General features: G+C 74.3%; 16 protein-coding genes. 14 read left to right on the top strand and 2 right to left on the bottom strand.

The window, feature by feature from the left end:
• Positions 1-318: 318 nt before the first annotated feature.
• The 5 genes from ABD54_RS08915 (at position 319) to ABD54_RS08895 (ending at position 4,563) form a co-directional block, all read left to right on the top strand.
• The gene (locus tag ABD54_RS08915) at positions 319-1,119 is read left to right on the top strand and encodes an ABC-2 family transporter protein (RefSeq protein WP_047868958.1); all 801 of its coding nucleotides are present in this window, start codon (positions 319-321) and stop codon (positions 1,117-1,119) included.
• Complete coding sequence (locus tag ABD54_RS08910; protein WP_047868957.1) at positions 1,112-1,948, top strand: ABC transporter permease; 837 nt, start codon at positions 1,112-1,114, stop codon at positions 1,946-1,948. Before ABD54_RS08915 ends, ABD54_RS08910 begins: the two co-directional genes overlap by 8 nt.
• A gap of 2 nt (positions 1,949-1,950) precedes the next feature.
• A complete protein-coding gene (locus ABD54_RS08905; RefSeq protein ID WP_047868956.1) occupies positions 1,951-2,946 on the top strand; it encodes an ATP-binding cassette domain-containing protein in 996 nt (331 codons plus the stop codon).
• Positions 2,947-3,099: 153 nt separating this feature from the next.
• A complete protein-coding gene (locus ABD54_RS08900) occupies positions 3,100-3,537 on the top strand; it encodes a hypothetical protein (RefSeq protein ID WP_152692024.1) in 438 nt (145 codons plus the stop codon).
• A 117-nt stretch (positions 3,538-3,654) separates the two neighbouring features.
• A complete protein-coding gene (locus ABD54_RS08895; RefSeq protein ID WP_047868962.1) occupies positions 3,655-4,563 on the top strand; it encodes a DMT family transporter in 909 nt (302 codons plus the stop codon).
• Between the two features lie 28 nt (positions 4,564-4,591).
• Here ABD54_RS08895 and ABD54_RS08890 read toward each other — a convergent pair whose 3' ends face one another.
• Positions 4,592-5,815 (bottom strand): ATP-binding protein, encoded by a 1,224-nt coding sequence (locus tag ABD54_RS08890; protein WP_047868954.1) that lies wholly within the window; start codon positions 5,813-5,815, stop codon positions 4,592-4,594.
• A gap of 1 nt (position 5,816) precedes the next feature.
• On the bottom strand, positions 5,817-6,473 hold the full coding sequence (locus ABD54_RS08885) for a response regulator transcription factor (RefSeq protein WP_047868953.1): 657 nt from the start codon (positions 6,471-6,473) through the stop codon (positions 5,817-5,819).
• Positions 6,474-6,670: 197 nt separating this feature from the next.
• Here ABD54_RS08885 and ABD54_RS08880 point away from each other — a divergent pair, with 197 nt between their 5' ends.
• From ABD54_RS08880 to ABD54_RS08840, 9 genes are all read left to right on the top strand, one after another.
• Positions 6,671-7,192, top strand: a complete 522-nt coding sequence (locus tag ABD54_RS08880) for a hypothetical protein (RefSeq protein WP_047868961.1) — start codon at positions 6,671-6,673, stop codon at positions 7,190-7,192.
• Positions 7,189-8,316 (top strand): peptidoglycan-binding protein, encoded by a 1,128-nt coding sequence (locus ABD54_RS08875; protein WP_047868952.1) that lies wholly within the window; start codon positions 7,189-7,191, stop codon positions 8,314-8,316. Before ABD54_RS08880 ends, ABD54_RS08875 begins: the two co-directional genes overlap by 4 nt.
• Positions 8,313-9,035: an ABC transporter ATP-binding protein gene (locus ABD54_RS08870; protein ID WP_047868951.1), complete on the top strand. Its 723-nt coding sequence runs from the start codon at positions 8,313-8,315 to the stop codon at positions 9,033-9,035. The genes ABD54_RS08875 and ABD54_RS08870 overlap by 4 nt, the downstream gene beginning before the upstream one ends.
• Positions 9,032-10,264 (top strand): ABC transporter permease, encoded by a 1,233-nt coding sequence (locus ABD54_RS08865; RefSeq protein ID WP_047868950.1) that lies wholly within the window; start codon positions 9,032-9,034, stop codon positions 10,262-10,264. The genes ABD54_RS08870 and ABD54_RS08865 overlap by 4 nt, the downstream gene beginning before the upstream one ends.
• A gap of 590 nt (positions 10,265-10,854) precedes the next feature.
• Complete coding sequence (locus tag ABD54_RS08860) at positions 10,855-11,439, top strand: hypothetical protein (RefSeq protein WP_047868949.1); 585 nt, start codon at positions 10,855-10,857, stop codon at positions 11,437-11,439.
• Between the two features lie 104 nt (positions 11,440-11,543).
• A complete protein-coding gene (locus ABD54_RS08855; protein WP_047868948.1) occupies positions 11,544-13,001 on the top strand; it encodes a PepSY domain-containing protein in 1,458 nt (485 codons plus the stop codon).
• A gap of 144 nt (positions 13,002-13,145) precedes the next feature.
• A complete protein-coding gene (locus ABD54_RS08850; protein ID WP_047868947.1) occupies positions 13,146-13,532 on the top strand; it encodes a hypothetical protein in 387 nt (128 codons plus the stop codon).
• Positions 13,522-15,126 carry an ATP-binding protein gene (locus ABD54_RS08845; protein WP_047868946.1) on the top strand — a complete coding sequence of 535 codons (1,605 nt, stop codon included), beginning with the start codon at positions 13,522-13,524 and terminating at the stop codon, positions 15,124-15,126. The genes ABD54_RS08850 and ABD54_RS08845 overlap by 11 nt, the downstream gene beginning before the upstream one ends.
• Positions 15,123-15,782, top strand: a complete 660-nt coding sequence (locus tag ABD54_RS08840; RefSeq protein WP_013155784.1) for a response regulator transcription factor — start codon at positions 15,123-15,125, stop codon at positions 15,780-15,782. Before ABD54_RS08845 ends, ABD54_RS08840 begins: the two co-directional genes overlap by 4 nt.
• The last annotated feature ends 42 nt before the right edge of the window (positions 15,783-15,824 follow it).

Here is a 15,824-nt window from a genome sequence, read left to right as displayed (position 1 = left end):
GACCCGCCCGGTCCGTGCGTCCCCGTCGAGGGGAGGGGACGTGACCGGGCGGGCGACGGGGGCGGCGCGGTCCGCCGGTACAAGGGGAGACACCGGCGTGACCCCGCCCCCGTCACCACAACCGGATTCCGCCCGTGCGGCTCTCAGCGCGACCGGGACCCGCGGCGGCCCCGCGTGTGCTATCTTCGCCACCCGCGGCGACCCGGACCTGAGCCCCGTGCGTCAGGGACGTGCCGGACCCCCGTGTCTCCCCGGCCCCCGGTGTCGAGACCGGTAGTTCACCACCTGCACGTCTCGACACACCAGGAGTCCACGCCCGTGCGCGTCTACTTCGCGGTGTACGCCCGAGGGCTGCACCGCTACGCCACCTACCGCGCGGCCACGGTCGCCGGGATCTTCACCAACTCCGTCTTCGGCGCGATCAACGCCACCGTCATGCTCGCCCTGTTCGCGGCGCGCCCCGAGATCAACGGCTACGACGCCGGGGACGCCGTCACCCAGGTGTTCGTCAGCCAGGGCCTGATCGGCGTGGTCGCCATCATGGGCCCGCCCCTGGAGCTGGGCGAACGGGTGCGCTCGGGCGCCGTGGGCACCGACCTGCTGCGACCGGTCTCCCTCCAGGGCTGGTGGCTGGCCGAGGACCTGGGCAGGGCCACGTTCAACCTGGTCTTCCGGGGGGTGCCGACGTTCGCGGTCGGGATGGTGCTGTTCGACCCGGAGCTGCCCGGAGACCCGCTCCGCTGGGCCGCCGTCCTGCTGTCCGCCGCGCTGGCCACTCTGGTCTCCTTCGGGCTGCGCTACCTGTACGAGCTGGCGGGGTTCTGGATCCTGGACTCCAGCGGGGTCTGGGCGGTGGCCGGGCTGCTCGGCCCGGTGGCCGCCGGGATGCTGCTGCCGCTCACCCTGTTCCCCCCGGCGCTGGCCGATACCCTGCGCCTGCTGCCGTGGGCGTCGATGGTCCAGATCCCCGCCGAGATCATGCTCGGCAAGGACACCCTGCCGGGCGGCGCCGTGATCGGCGGGCTGGCACTCCAGGCGTGGTGGGCCGCAGCCCTGTTCGGCCTGGGCGCGTGGGTCACCGCCCGCGCGACCCGCAGGGTGGTGGTCCAGGGTGGCTGACCCGCTCTCCCGCGCCCGCGAGTCCGTGGCCTGGCCGCTGCGCGCCTACCTGCTGCTGGCCTGGACCTGGTGCCGGGCCCTGGCCCAGTACCCGACCTCGCTGGCGCTGATGACCCTGGCGACCTCGATCGGCGTGTTCGCCGAGATCGGCGCCGTCCTGGTGGTGTTCGGCCACGCCGGGCGGCTGGCGGGGTTCGACCTCGCCGAGGGGCTGCTCATCGCCGGGCTGGCCGCGACCGCCTTCGCCTGCGCCGACATGATCATGGGCAACGTCGAGCGGCTGGGTGAGCACATCCGCACCGGGTCGCTCGACGTGATGCTGGTGCGCCCGGTGCCGCCGCTGGTGCAGCTGGCGACCGACCGGTTCGCGCCGCGCCGCCTGGGCCGGATCGTCCCGGGCTCGGTCGTGACCGTCTTCGCCCTGGCCTCGTGCGACATCGGCTGGACCCCCGGCAAGGTGCTGATGCTGCCGCTGCTGCTGGTCTCGGGGACCGCGATCTGCTGCGCGGTCTGGGTCATCGGGGCGTGCCTCCAGTTCCTCGTCGCCGACGCCAGGGAGGCGGCCAACTCGGTCACCTACGGCGGGCAGGCCCTCACCGAGTACCCGCTGGCCGTCTACGGCCGCGACCTCGTGCGGGCGGTGACCTTCGTTCTGCCGCTCGCCTTCGTCACCTGGCAGCCCGTCCTGTACCTGCTCGACCGCCCCGACCCGACGGGGCTGCCGGACGCCCTGCGCCACGCCACGCCCCTCGTCGCCGCCGTCCTGTGCCTGGTCGCCGCCGCCTGCTGGCGCTTCGGGCTGCGCCACTACCGATCCTCCGGGAGCTGAGCATGACCTCCGTCCGCGAGTCCGACGCGTCCGCCGCCGAGCCGATCATCGAGGCCGTCGGCCTGGGCCGCGACTTCGTCCTGTCCGAGGGGTCGTTCCTGCGGCGCAGGCGGCGCACCGTCAGCGCCGTGCGCGACGTCAACCTCACCGTGCGTCCCGGTGAGATCGTCGGTTACCTGGGCCCCAACGGCGCCGGGAAGAGCAGCACCATGAAGATGCTGACCGGCATCCTCACCCCCTCCTCCGGGCGCCTGCGGGTGACCGGCCTGGAGCCCTCCCGCCAGCGGATGAGACTGGCGAGCAGGATCGGCGTGGTGTTCGGCCAGCGCACCACCCTGTGGTGGGACCTGCCGCTGCGGGACAGCCTGGAGCTGACCCGTCACATGTACCGCGTTCCGGCCGCCGACCACGCCCGCCGCCTGGCGGAGATGACCGAACTCCTCGAACTCGGGCCGTTCCTGGCCACCCCCGTGCGCCAGCTCAGCCTGGGCCAGCGCATGCGCGGCGACCTCACCGCGGCCCTGCTGCACGGACCCCGGCTGCTGGTGCTGGACGAGCCGACCATCGGCCTGGACGTGGTCAGCAAGTCGAGCATCCGCGAGTTCCTGCTGCGGCTCAACGCCGAGGAGGGCACGACCGTCCTGCTGACCACGCACGACCTGGGCGACGTGGAGCGCCTGTGTGAGCGGGTGGTGGTCATCGACCGGGGAAGCCTGGCCTACGACGGCGGTCTGGACGGGCTGCGCGCGAGCGTGCCCGCACCGCGCGTGCTGGTCGTGGACCTGGCCGAGCCCGCCCCGGAGATAGAGGTGGAGGGCGGCCGGTGCGTGCGCGTGGACGGCCCGCGCCAGTGGCTGGAGCTGTCGGAGAACCCGGCGGCGGTGATCGCCCGCGTCGCGCAGAGGCACGAGGTGGTCGACCTGACCCTGCGCGAGCCCGACATCGAGGGCGTGGTGGCCGCGCTGTACCGGGGGGCGGCCGTCGGAGGCGGAACGTAGCGCCGTCGGCGGGTGGCGCGCGCACCACCCCCGGAGGGGAACGGACACCATTGTGACCGCACCCGCTTCCGGAGAATCCTGGAGGGCATGAGAAACCCCGAGATCGCGCGGGAGACGGTTCCAGGCTCAGCGCGTAGGACGGTTCCCGGTCCGGTGCGCTGGGCGGCAGCGGCGTGGGCGACGGCTGTGGCCTGCGGCGCCGCCGAGAGCGCGGTGGCGCTGGCGGGCATGGTGTCGGCCGGTGAGGGCGTGCCGTGGCCGGGGGTCGCGCTGCGTCTGACGGTCTACACGTCGGCGGCCCTGATGGTGGCGTGGTTCGTGCGGGGCCACCGGTGGGCGCGGGTGGTCCTGGTCGTCGGGCTCGGCGTGGTGGGCGGCCTGGGAACGCTGGTCGCGCCCGTGGTGCTGGCCGTGCTGGGGGGCGGCGGGGTGCTCGACGCGATGGGTTACGGATCGCACGGGCCGCTGTACCTGGCGCTGCGGATCTCGCACATCGCGTCGGTGGCGGCGGCCGTCGTGCTGGCGTTCGCCCCTTCCGCGAACCGCTTCTTCGCCAAGGTCCCCGGGCGGTCGGAAAACGCGCCGGTGTAGGGGACGAGGGCGGGGGCGGGCGCGCCCGTCGCCCCGTGCGGTCGGAAAGCCCTCGTGGGCCGGGGTTTCCCGGCCCCCGCGGCGGACCCGGCCGGGGACGGCGGGATCATCTCTGTCATGGAATCAGGCGTGGTGTCGGGAATCGCGTTCGCGGTGCTCTCGTGTGCGGCCTATACGGCCGCCGCGGTCGCCCAGCGCAGGTTGGCGGTACGGGTGGCCGGGCCGCTCACCGGCGGTGGACAGCTCGCGGCCCTGCTGCGGCACCCGCTGTGGTGGCTCTCGCTGCTGTTCAACGGTGGCCGGGCCGGTTTCCAGGTGGCGGCGGTGAGCAACGCGCCGCTGACCGTGGTGCAGCCGCTGGGCGTGCTGGTGCTGGTGTTCGGCATCCCGTGGTCGGCTCGGCTGGGCGGGCGCCGGGTCACCCGCGAGGAGTGGCGGGGAGCCGCGTTCACCTCGGTGGCGCTGGGCGTGCTGCTGGCGGTGACGGTGACCGGCGGTCAGGGCGGTGTCCTCGACGGCACCGGCTCTGTGGTGGTCGGCGGCGGGACGACCGCGCTCCTGCTGGCGGCCGCGTGGGCGGCGGGTCGGGTCCGCTCGGCGGCCTGGCGCAGCTACCTGCTGGCGGGCGCGGCGGGCGTGGCCTTCGGGGTCTCCTCGGCGACGGTCAAGACGGCGGTGGCGGTCGTCGGGGAGACCGGAGCGATCGGGCTGGTGCACGCGTCCTCGCTGGCCACGCCCGTGATCGCGGTGCTCGGACTGTTCCTCGCCCAGGCCGCCTACCAGGGCGTGGAACTGGGCGCCCCGCTGGGGATCACCACCTTCGCCAACCCCGTCTCCGCCACCCTGGTGGGCGTGGCCTTCATGGGCGAGACCTACGCGGGCGGGTGGGTCGGCGGCGCGGTCGCCGTGGTGTGCGCCCTGCTGGCGGCGTACGGGATCCGGCTGCTGACCGTTCCGCAGGGCCCGGCTCCCGGGCGGGAGCCGCAGCGGCGGCCGGAGTCCGGAAGCCTGGCCGGGGAGCGCTGAGCGGTCGGCGGTCCCCGGCGCGCCGCGCTCAGCCCTCCGCGGCCGGGAAACCGACCGTCACCACCAGACCCCCGCCCGGGCGCGCGCGGGCCTCGGCCCGCGCGCCGTGGGCGGAGGCGATCGAGCGGACGATGGCCAGGCCCAGGCCGCTGCCGGGCCGCGCGGTGCGCACCCGGGCGGCGTCGCCCCGGTGGAAGGGCTCGAACAGGCTCTCGGGGTCGGTGACGTTCCCGCCGGTGTTGGCCACCCTCAGCACGCTGCGACCGGCCGCCGTGCGCACCCGCGCCTCGACCCATCCGCCCGGAACGTTGTAGTGGACCGCGTTGTCCACCAGGTTGCGCACGAGGTGCTCCAGGAGGACCGGGTCCCCCTCCACCTCGGCGGTCGCGAGGTCGGTCCGCAGGTCCACCCCGGCCTCCCGCGCGTCGCGCGCGAGCAGCGCCGAGGCGTTCTCCGCCGCACCGGCCAGGTCCACCGGCTCGGTGCGGGCGAGGCCGCGGTCGGAGCGGGCCAGCAGGAGCAGCCCCGCGAGCAGGCGTTCGCTGCGGTCCACCGAGTCCAGCACGCGGGTGAACGCGGGCTTGAGGTCCTCGGGGACCCGTCCTTGCGACAGCGGTACCTCCACGGCAGCCTTCTGGACCGCCAGCGGTGTGCGCAGCTCGTGTGAGGCGTTGGCGACGAACCGCCGCTGCGCCTCGAAGGCCCGTTCCAGGCGGGAGAGCATCCCGTCGAAGGTGTCGCCCAGCTCCCGGAACTCGTCGTCGGGACCGGTCAGCGCCAGCCTGCTGTGCAGGTCGCGCTCGGAGATGTGGCGGGCCGTCTCGGTGACCGCGTGCAGCCTGCGCATCGGCCTGCCCGCGATCAGCCACCCGGCCAGGGCCGCCAGGGCGGCGACGGCCACCAGCACGACGACCGACGTGGTCAGCAGGTCGGAGAGCACACCGTCCTGGTAGTCGCCCAGCGGGGTCGTCGGCCCGGACACCCCCTCCACCTCCTCGAACGGCCTCGCCGACTCCGCGGGCACGGCGGGCCCGACGGCGATGGAGGGCTCACCTCCGTCCCCAGAGGCGACGATGGTCGCGGCCAGGTCGACGCCCCGGGCCTCCAGACTGGCGGAGACCATCGCGTAGTTGGCCCCGAGCAGCACCGCCCCGCCCACGGCGAAGACGGCGGTGTAGACCAGGGTCAGCCTGGCGCGCAGGGTGAGTGCGGCCCCGGCCGCGCCGCCCCTTTTCCTGCTCGTGAACCGCATGTCAGACCCGGTACCCGTGGCCGGGGACAGTCCGGATCACCGGCGGGTCCCCGAGTTTGCGGCGCAGTCCGTGCACCACCACCTTGAGCACGCCGCTGAACGGGTCCAGGTGGGCGTCCCACACCTTCTCCACGAGGTGGGTCGTGCTCACCGGGGCGCCGTCCGCGCGCAGCAACTCCTCCAGCACACCCAGTTCCTTGGGCGACAGGGAGAGCTCGCGGCCCTCGCGGAAGGCGGTGCGGCGGTTGGTGTCGACCACCAGCCCGGCCCGGGACAGCCGGGGACGCGCGCCCGGTCGGGACCGGCGCCCCAGCGCGCGGACCCGCGCCAGCAGTTCCGCGTAGGCGAAGGGCTTGGCCAGGTAGTCGTCGGCGCCCAGGTCCAACCCCTCGACCCGGTCATCCAGTCCTCCGGCCGCGGTGAGCATCAGCAAGCGGGCCTCGACCCCGGGGTCCTCGACCAGCCGCAGGCACACCTGGTCTCCGTGCAGGACCGGCAGGTCGCGGTCCAGGACGACCACGTCGTAGTCGTGCACACAGGCCATCTCCAGGCCCGTGTCGCCGTCGTGGCACACGTCCACGGCCATACCCTCCCCGCGCAGCCCCTCGGCGACCGTCTCGGCCAGCGCCGGTTCGTCCTCCACCACCAGGACCCTCATGCGTCCCCCTCGCTCGCGGCCCGCCCACCGACGGCGGCGCCCGGACCAGCACTACCGTCCCGGCGGTTAGGCGGAGGTTAACCCCGGCGGGACTCCACGGCCCTAACCGGTGGCTAACCCGGGCTCCGCTGACATGTGCCGTGACGACACGGAGGAGCGGTGCCGGGCGGCACCCCCACGGGACAGGAGTGATCGACATGCGCGTGACAGCGGGCCCCCTCGTCGGGGCGGTACTGGCAGGACTGCTGCTGACCGGCTGCGGAGCCCTCGGCGGCGGGGAGCCCGGCGGTGGCGGCACCGGCGGGGGCGAGGAGACGTCCATGGAGGAGGCCCGGCTGGAGTTCGCCGAGTGCATGCGCGACAACGGCCATGAGATGCCCGACCCCGAGCCCGACTCCGAGGGCGGCGTCTCCATCGCCCTGCCCGAAGCCGACCAGGAGGGGTTCGCGGAGGCGTTGGAGGCCTGCGAGGAGCACCTCCCGGTGGACGAGGACGCCCCCGACCGGGAGGAGGTGTTCGAGCAGGACCTGAAGATGGCCGAGTGCCTGCGTGAGAACGGGATCGACGTCCCCGACCCCAGGCCCGGCGAGGGCCTGACGCTGCCCGTGGACCCGGAGGACGACGAGCACACCGAGGCGTTGACCACCTGTTCCGGGGAGGTCTTCGGAGAGGGCGGCGGCTTCGGCGGCACCACCGGGGCCGGAGGAGGGAACTCGTGAGCGCCGACACCGCGCTCCTCCCCGAGGAGGAGCGGGAGGAGGAGCGGCCGCGCCGCCGCCGGCTCGGTCCGCTGTGGCTGGGCGCGGCGCTGCTCGCCCTCGTGCTCCTGTGCGGCGTGGCGTGGGCCACCGTGCGGGGACTGCCGGGGGGAACCACGGACGGTGGGACTCCCGACCCCGGACCGACGGCTCGGGTCGAACGCACCACGCTGCTGCGCGAGGAGAACCTCGACGGCGCCCTGGGATACGCGGGAGGGGGCACGTTCTTCGCCCGCTCCGACGGCGTGGTCACGCGGCTGCCCGGGGTGGGCTCCGAGCTGACCGCGGGCGACCTCGCCTGGGAGATCGACGGCAGGCCCACGGTCCTGCTGCACGGGGACAGGCCCGCCTACCGGCCGCTGGAGCCGGGTAGCAGCGGCGAGGACGTGCGCCAGTTCGAGCAGGCGCTGTCCGGACTGGGCTACTCGGGCTTCACCGTGGACGACGAGTACACGTGGCTGACCGCCGAGGCCGTCCGTCGCTGGCAGGACGACACCGAGGGCATGGAGGTCACCGGCGAGGTGCACCCCTCCCAGATCTGGTACACCTCCGGTGCGGTGCGGGTGACCGGGCACGAGGTGGAAGTCAGCGCGGGCGTCGCGCCCGCGACGGCGCTGCTGACCACCAGTTCCACACGCCAGGTCGTGCGCGTGGACCTGGCCGTCGGCGACCGCGACCTGCTCACCGAGGACGCCGGGGTCACCGTCCGGCTGCCCGGCGGGGAGAGCGTCGCCGGGGTGGTGGAGAGCGTCGGCACCGTCGCCACCGTCGAGGAGGGCGAGGAGGGCGGAGGCGGCGGCGATCCCACCGTGGAGGTGGTCATCGACCTGGAGGAGGAGACCGCGGACTTCCTCGATCAGGCGCCGGTCACCGTGGTCGCCCGCGGGGAGTCGCGGGAGGACGTGCTGGCCGCTCCGGTGGGCGCGCTGATCGCGCTGCCGGGGGACCGCTACGGGCTCTCCGTGGTGGACGGCGACGGCACCGTGCGCGACGTGCCGGTGGAGACGGGCTGGTTCTCGGACGGCCGGGTGGAGGTCACGGGCGAGGGGATCGGCGAGGGCACCGAGGTGGTGGTCCCGGAATGAACGCCGCGGAGTTCACCGGGGTGAGCCGCCACTACCCCGGCGGTGTACGGGCCCTGGACGGGGTGGACATGGTCGTGCGCCGCGGGGAGATGGTGGCGATCGTGGGCCCCTCGGGCTCGGGCAAGTCCACCCTGCTCAACCTGCTCGGGACCCTGGACGCGCCGACCTCGGGCACGGTCCGCGTGTTCGGGCACGACGTGGGGTCCCTGCGCGACGACGGGCTGTCCGCGCTACGGGCGCGCTCGCTCGGGTTCGTCTTCCAGCAGTTCCACCTGGCGCCCAACGTGCGGGCCGTGGACAACGTGGCCGACGGCCTGCTGTACTCCGGCGCGCCCAGGCGCGAGCGCAGGCGGCGTGCGCTGGGAGCGCTTGAGCGCGTGGGGCTGGCCGACCGCGCCGACCACCGGCCGCACGAGCTGTCCGGCGGGCAGAAGCAGCGCGTGGCGATCGCCCGCGCCGTGGCCTCCTCCCCTCGGATGCTGCTGGCCGACGAGCCGACCGGGGCGCTGGACTCGGCCTCGGGCGCGATCGTGATGGAACTGCTCGGCGAACTGCACCGGGACGGGGTGACCGTGGTCGTGATCACGCACGACAGGGAGCTGGCCTCGGGCCTGCCCAGACGGGTGGAGGTGCACGACGGCCGGATCGTCGCCGACTCCGGCCCTCCCGCCCCGGCGGACGCGGGTGTCGGCGGCGCGAACACGGGTCGGGCCCGATGAGGGGCCCCTGGGCGCGGCGGCGCGGGTGCGGCTCGGGGCCCCGACCGGCCAGACTGTCCGTCGCCGACCGGCTTCGGACCGGGGCGAGCGGCCTGCGGGCCCGTCCGACCCGGGTGGTGCTGTCCGCCCTGGGTATCGCCATCGGTATCGCGGCCATGGTCGCGGTGGTGGGCGTCTCGGAGTCGGGCAGGGCCGAGTTGGACGCCCGGATCGGACGCCTGGGCACCAACATGCTGACCGTCGCCCCGGGCAGCGACCTGTTCGGAGGCGCCACCACGCTCCCGCCCGAGGCCAAGGGCCGGATCGACCGCATGCCGGAGGTGGAGCGCTCCGCCCGGGTGGAGATGGTGAGGGGGGCGGGCGTCTACCGGAGCGACCTCGTCCCCGAGGGCGAGTCCGGGGGGATCGCCGCGTACGGCGTGGAACCGGGGCTCCTGGACACCCTGCGCGCCCGCGTGGACCAGGGCGTGTGGCTGAACCCGGCCACCGTCGACCACCCGTCGGTGGTACTGGGGCGGGACGCGGCCGCGAGGCTGGGCGTCACCCGGGTCACCCCGGACACCCTCGTGCTGGTCGGGGGCGAGTACTTCGCCGTCGTCGGCATCCTGGACGCGGTGGAACTGGCGCCCGAACTGGACAACGCGGTGCTGCTCGGCCAGGAGGCGGCCGAGGACCTGCTCGGCGCGCGGGGCGAGGCCTCCGCGATCTACGTGCGCCTGGACCCCGAGCGGGTCGCGGACGCGCGATCGCTGGTCGGGCGCAACGCCAACCCGGAGAGCCCCAACGAGGTGAAGGTGTCGCGCCCCTCGGACGCCCTGGAGGCGCAGCGGGCCGCCGACCAGACCCTCAACGGGCTGCTGCTGGGACTGGGCGGGATCTCCCTGCTGGTGGGCGGGGTGGGGGTGGCCAACACCATGGTCATCTCGGTCCTGGAACGCCGCGGGGAGATCGGGCTGCGCCGGGCCCTGGGCGCGACGCGCCGCGACATCCGGACGCAGTTCCTGGTGGAGGCGGTCGTGCTCTCGGCCCTGGGCGGCGCGGCCGGGAGCGTGCTCGGCGCCCTGGCGACGCTGGTGTACGCGACCCTGCGGGGCTGGCCGTTCGCCGTGCCCTGGTGGGCGGGGGCGGGGGCCCTGGCGGCGACGGTCGTCATCGGCGCGGCGGCGGGCCTGGTGCCCGCGCTGCGCGCGGCGGCCCAGCAGCCGACCGAGGCACTCGGTTCCGCCTGACCCCACGGTGCCGCCGTGGTTGCGCGCCCGACCGGAAGCAGCGGTCGGGCGCGGCCATTGCGTTGGCGGTGCAGGACTGTCCACGGGCCGCTTTCCGTTGTCCTGAAGGTGACAAACCCGTTGCGTAGCCCATCGCGATTTCGTTGCGTTGTTTCGTCACGCGAAAACGCGTTCGGCCACGCTCTGGTGGGCACCCCGGCCGGTCGGCCGGGGTGCCCCGACCCGGTGGCCGCGCCGGTCGGCAGGAAGCCGCTGGATCCCGGGTCCGCCCGGCGCTGGACGCGGACCCACGGCGACCGGGCGGCCCCGGAGGGCGGGGCCCGGCGTCCCACCAAGCGCGGCGTGACCGACCCGGACACCCGCGAAAACGCGACCGCGTGTGCGGCACCGCCGGGGAGCGCCCCAACGCCCGCGGCGGGATCGGCTCGGCGTCGGGCCGCACTCGCGACGCCGGGGAAACGCCGCCACACGCGCGGCGCGATCGGGCCGCGTCCAGGCGGAGACCGCGACGGCGCGTGCGCGCGCTGTCATGGGAACGCTCCCAGAAAGGGGGATGGGCACCCTCGGGAATCCGGGGGATACTGACCGCCATGGCCGGCACGGTCCCGCTCCGACTGCCTCGCGCCACGGTGTTCGCCGCGGTGTGCACGGGCGTGTCCTCCACAGGCCACGTCCTCGCCTCCGGACACGCGGTGGCGCCGCTCGGCCTCGCGGCTGGGTTCGTCCTCGTCCTCGCCGTCGCCCACGGGCTCTTCCGCTCCGAGCAGCGCCTCGGCGCCCTCGTAGCGACGACGCTGTGGGGACAGGCCGTCCTGCACCTGCTGTTCGCGGTCGCCTCACCGGGCGGCTCCGCGTCGCACGGAACCGACCACTCGGCCGGTTCCGGGGCGCTGGCCGGAGCCGGGGTCGGGGCGGACATGCTCCTCGCCCACGCCGCCGCCGGGGTGGTGTGCGCGTGGTGGCTGCGCCAGGGGGAACGGGCGGCCTTCGCCCTCGTCGACCTCGTGCGCTCCCTGTTGCACCGCCTGCTGGTCCTCGCCTCGGCCCCCGCCCTCACCGCGCGCAGCGGTCCCGCCCGGCTCACCGGGCACACGCCGCTCCGTCCCGGCGTCTTCCTCCTGTTCCTGAGGCACGTCCGGATCCTGCGCGGACCGCCCGCGGCCTTCCTGTTCTGAACAGCCCGCCGGTGCCTCCAGCACCGGGCCTCCGCCGACACGTCGGTGCCCCGGGCGTGCCCGCCCCCGGGCCGCCCCGAACCAGACCCAGGAAGGTCGCTCCCATGACGTCCCATGCCCCCGACCGGCTCGACTCCCCCGAACCGCCTCCCCCTCCGAACCGCCGCTCCTCCGTCTGGGCGGCCCTGCGCCAACTCCTCCTACGCCTGCACTTCTACGCCGGGGTCCTCGTCGCGCCTTTCATCGCCGTGGCCGCCCTCACCGGACTGCTGTACGCGTACGCGCCGCAACTGGAACAGGTGCTCTACGCCGACCAGCTCCGCGTCACCCCCGGCGACAGCGCGCTGCCCCTCCAGGAACAGGTGGACACCGCGATCGCCGCCCATCCCGGGGGAACGCTGAGCGCCGTGCGCCCGGGCACGGCCACCGACGAGAGCACCCGCGTCCTGCTGGACGTGGAGGGGCTCCCCGAGAGCTACCGGCTCGCCGTCTTCGTCGACCCCTACAGCGGCGAACTCCTCGGCGAGACGACCAGCTACGGCAGCAGCGGCGCGCTGCCCGTGCGGTCGTGGCTGTCCGAACTCCACCGCCACCTGCACCTGGGAGAGTTCGGCCGCCTGTACGGCGAACTCGCCGCGAGCTGGCTGTGGGCGGTCGCGCTGGGCGGGGTCGTGCTGTGGACCGCGCGCCGGCGCAAGGCCCGCCGTCTGCGCCGCACCCTGCTGCCCGAGCCCTCCGCCAGGGGACGGAACCGGACCATGTCCTGGCACGGGTCGCTCGGCGTCTGGGCCGTGGTCGGCCTGCTGATGGTGTCCGCCACCGGGCTGACCTGGTCCCGGTTCGCCGGGGCCAACGTCACCGACATGCGCGTGGCCCTCGGCTGGACCACGCCGTCGCTCTCGGCGCCCGCCCCGTCCGAGCACGCGGACCACGAGGAGCAGTCGGGCCACGGGGACCACGGCGGACACGGCGACCACGCGGACCACGGCCCGGGCGGGCAGGACGTGGACCTGGACACGGTTCTGGAATCGGTGCACGCCGCGGGGATCGACGGTCCGATGGAGATCTCGGTGCCTGTGGAGGAAGGCGCTCCCTTCACCGTCCAGGGAACCGGGCGGAGCTGGCCCGTGCACCAGGACGCGGCGGCCGTGGACGCGACGAGCGGCGAGGTGGTCGAGGAGCTGCGGTTCGAGGACCACCCCTTCGTGGCCAAGCTGGCCACGTGGGGGATCGCCTTCCACATGGGCCTGCTGTTCGGCCTGCCGAACCAGCTCCTGCTGACGGGGATCGCCCTGTCCGCGCTGTTCCTCGTGTTCTGGGGCTACCGCATGTGGTGGCTGCGCCGACCGACCCGGGACACCGCGTTCTCCGTGGGACGGCCGCTCGCCGCACGCGGGACCTGGCGTGGGCTGCCGTGGTGGTGCCTGGCCCTGGTCGCGGCGGCGGCGGTGGGTGTCGGCCTGTTCCTACCGGTGTTCGGGGTCTCCCTGCTGGCCTTCCTCGTGGTGGACGCGGCTCTGGGCCTGCGGCGCACGCGCCCGGAGACGGTCCGGAAGCCGTGACCGCGCCGCCGGGGCCGGACGCGCCCGCCGCGCCCGGCCCCGGCGGGTCCGGTCGTCCGCACCGGACCGCCGACGGGCGCGGATGAAGAATTCCTCATGTTCGTTTCATCTCGTGTTCCCCCGCGCCCGGAAGGCTCGGGGAGTATGAGATCACCACTGACGTTGCTGTTGGCGGGCACCGTCGCGGCGTTCCTGGTCGCGGGGGCGGTCCTGGTGTGGGCGATGCCCGAGCGCACCCCGGACACCGCCGCCCCGGGTGAGGTGGTGGTCGGGGAGTCCCCCGGCGCCGGCCCCGCACCTGCCTCCGACGAGGACGTCGTCCCTCCCCCGCCGCCGATCACCGACCACGACGGCGACGGGACCCCCGACGCGGAGGACCCCGACCACTCCGAGGCGTCGGACGGGCCCTCGCCGTCCCCCTCCGCGACACCGAGTCAAGCCCCCGCTCCCACCTGCGGTGACGACGACAGCGATGATGACGACGACTGCGACGATGACGGCGACTACGAGGGCGGCGACGATGACGACTGAGGGTCGTTGCGACGGGGACGCCCCGACCGAGGACCTCAGCGGCGTGGTCGGCGGGAACACCTGGGGCGCGTCGGCGCACACCGACATGAACTCCACCATGGTCATGAGGGGCCCCCAGCCGGAGGTGCCGCAGAAGCGGCGCATCCCCGCCAGACTCCTCATCATGGCCTGGGTCGTCCTGCTGATGGCCGCCGTCCTGGTCCTGGTCAACATCCTCACCTGGAGCGCGCTCACCGCGCGCAACGACGAGCGCGTGGACGGGGCGCTGTCCCAGGAGATCGGCGAGTTCCAGGAGTTCGCCGCCGTGGGCGTGGACCCGAACACGGGTGAGCCCTTCACCGACGTCTCCACCCTCATCCGGCTCCACCTGGCCCGCCAGTACCCCGACCGGGCCGAGATCCTGTTCGGCTGGGTGGAGGAGTCGGCCTCCGGCGGAGGCGCGGGCGGCGCCCCGGACGCCGGGGCCGGGCCCGGACGCATCCGCCAGGGCCAGGAGCCTCCCTTCGACGTGTCCGCGGATCCCGCGATGGTCGCTGAGGTGCTGGAGGCGTCCAGCGCCCGCGGGACCCTGGACACCCCCGCCGGCCCGATGCGGTGGGAGAAGATCCGCGCACTGCCCCCGGGCGGCGGCGCCGACGCCGCGGGCGCGGGATGGTTCGTCATCGGCTACTTCACCGAGGCCGACGAGGACACGGTCACCTCCACCACGCAGACGATCGCTCTGGTCAGCCTGGCCGGACTGATCGCGGCGAGCACCGCGGCCTGGTGGGTGGCGGGCCGCTTCCTGGCGCCCGTGCGCCTGGTCCGGCAGACGGCCGCGCACATCACCGAGGAGGACCTGACCCGGCGCATCGACGTGTCCGGGCGGGACGACATCGCCGCGCTCGCCGAGCAGTTCAACAGCATGCTGGACCGGTTGGAGGGCGCCTTCACCGCCCAGCGGCGGTTCGTGGACGACGCCGGGCACGAGCTGCGCACGCCGATCACCATCGTGCGAGGCCACCTGGAGCTGATGGGCGACGACCCCGGGGAACGGCGCGAGGTCGTGCGACTGGTCACCGACGAGCTGGATCGGATGAGCCGGATCGTGGAGGACCTGCTTCTGCTCGCCAAGGCCCAGCAGCCCGACTTCCTGCGCGGGGAGGAGGTGTCCCTGGCAGAGCTGACCAGCGACATCGACGCGAAGGTGCGCAGGCTCGGCGACCGCGACTGGCGCCTGGAGTCGCTGGCCGAGGGGGTCGCCCTGCTCGACCCGCAGCGCATCACGCAGGCCGTGGTGCAACTGGCCGCCAACGCGGTGCGGCACACCGAGCCGGGATCGACGCTGCGCGTGGGCTCGGGGTTCAGCGGAGACGACGTGCTGTTCTGGGTCTGCGACCAGGGGCCCGGCATCCCGGCCGAGGAACACGGCCGGATCTTCGAGCGCTTCTCGCGGGGCAGCGGGGCTGCCAGGGGGGACCGGGGCGCCGGGCTGGGCCTGGCCATCGTCCGCGCCATCGCCGAGGCCCATCACGGGCGGGTGGACCTGCGTTCCGCGCCGGGCGCCGGTTCGACGTTCACCCTGGTCATCCCGACAGGAAAGAGGTACGTGTGAGTCGCATCCTCATCGTCGAGGACGAGGAGCGGATCGCCTCGTTCGTCCGCAAGGGCCTGGACGCCAGCGGGTTCACCACCACCGTGGTGGGCACGGGGGCGGAGGCCGTGGACTACGCGGTGACCGGCGGGTTCGACCTGATGCTGCTGGACCTGGGCCTGCCGGACACCGACGGGTTCGACGTGCTGCGGCGCGTGCGCTCGCTGGGAGTGGACATACCCGTGGTCATCCTGACCGCGCGCGACGGCGTGCGGGACACGGTGACGGGTCTGGAGATCGGGGCCGACGACTACGTCACCAAACCGTTCCGGTTCGAGGAGCTGCTGGCCCGGGTGCGGCTGCGGATGCGCAACGAGCGCCCCACCGAGCTGACGGTGCTGCGCGCGGGCGGCCTGGCCCTGGACCTGCGCACACGGCGGGTGGCGGTGGAGGGGACGTCCGTGGACCTGACCGCGCGCGAGTTCTCCCTGCTGGAGCTGCTCATGCGGCACCCGGGCCAGGTGCTCACCAGGCAGCAGATGCTGTCGCACGTGTGGGGCTACGACTACGACCCCGGGTCGAACGTGGTGGACGTGTTCGTGCGGGCGCTGCGCCGCAAGGTGGGCGCGGAGCGGATCGTGACCGTTCGCGGGATGGGTTACCGGCTGACCGGGTGAGACGGGCGCCCCGGAGCGGCCCGGTGCGGCCCCGGATGACCG

Source organism: Nocardiopsis sp. RV163 (assembly GCF_001029525.1).
GTDB lineage: Bacteria > Actinomycetota > Actinomycetes > Streptosporangiales > Streptosporangiaceae > Nocardiopsis > Nocardiopsis dassonvillei.
Note: the sequence above shows the minus strand (reverse complement) of the source record. Positions and strands in the feature narration are given on the sequence as shown.

Bases quoted from the DNA above. Each gene is read 5' to 3' on its own strand.
- ABD54_RS08905 (WP_047868956.1), top strand. From the start codon at position 1,951: ATGACCTCCGTCCGCGAGTCCGACGCGTCCGCCGCCGAGCCGATCATC.
- ABD54_RS08880 (WP_047868961.1), top strand. From the start codon at position 6,671: ATGCGCGTGACAGCGGGCCCCCTCGTCGGGGCGGTACTGGCAGGACTG.
- ABD54_RS08895 (WP_047868962.1), top strand. From the start codon at position 3,655: ATGGAATCAGGCGTGGTGTCGGGAATCGCGTTCGCGGTGCTCTCGTGT.
- ABD54_RS08855 (WP_047868948.1), top strand. From the start codon at position 11,544: ATGACGTCCCATGCCCCCGACCGGCTCGACTCCCCCGAACCGCCTCCC.
- ABD54_RS08865 (WP_047868950.1), top strand. From the start codon at position 9,032: ATGAGGGGCCCCTGGGCGCGGCGGCGCGGGTGCGGCTCGGGGCCCCGA.
- ABD54_RS08890 (WP_047868954.1), bottom strand. From the start codon at position 5,815: ATGCGGTTCACGAGCAGGAAAAGGGGCGGCGCGGCCGGGGCCGCACTC.
- ABD54_RS08870 (WP_047868951.1), top strand. From the start codon at position 8,313: ATGAACGCCGCGGAGTTCACCGGGGTGAGCCGCCACTACCCCGGCGGT.
- ABD54_RS08860 (WP_047868949.1), top strand. From the start codon at position 10,855: ATGGCCGGCACGGTCCCGCTCCGACTGCCTCGCGCCACGGTGTTCGCC.
- ABD54_RS08850 (WP_047868947.1), top strand. From the start codon at position 13,146: ATGAGATCACCACTGACGTTGCTGTTGGCGGGCACCGTCGCGGCGTTC.
- ABD54_RS08885 (WP_047868953.1), bottom strand. From the start codon at position 6,473: ATGAGGGTCCTGGTGGTGGAGGACGAACCGGCGCTGGCCGAGACGGTC.
- ABD54_RS08845 (WP_047868946.1), top strand. From the start codon at position 13,522: ATGACGACTGAGGGTCGTTGCGACGGGGACGCCCCGACCGAGGACCTC.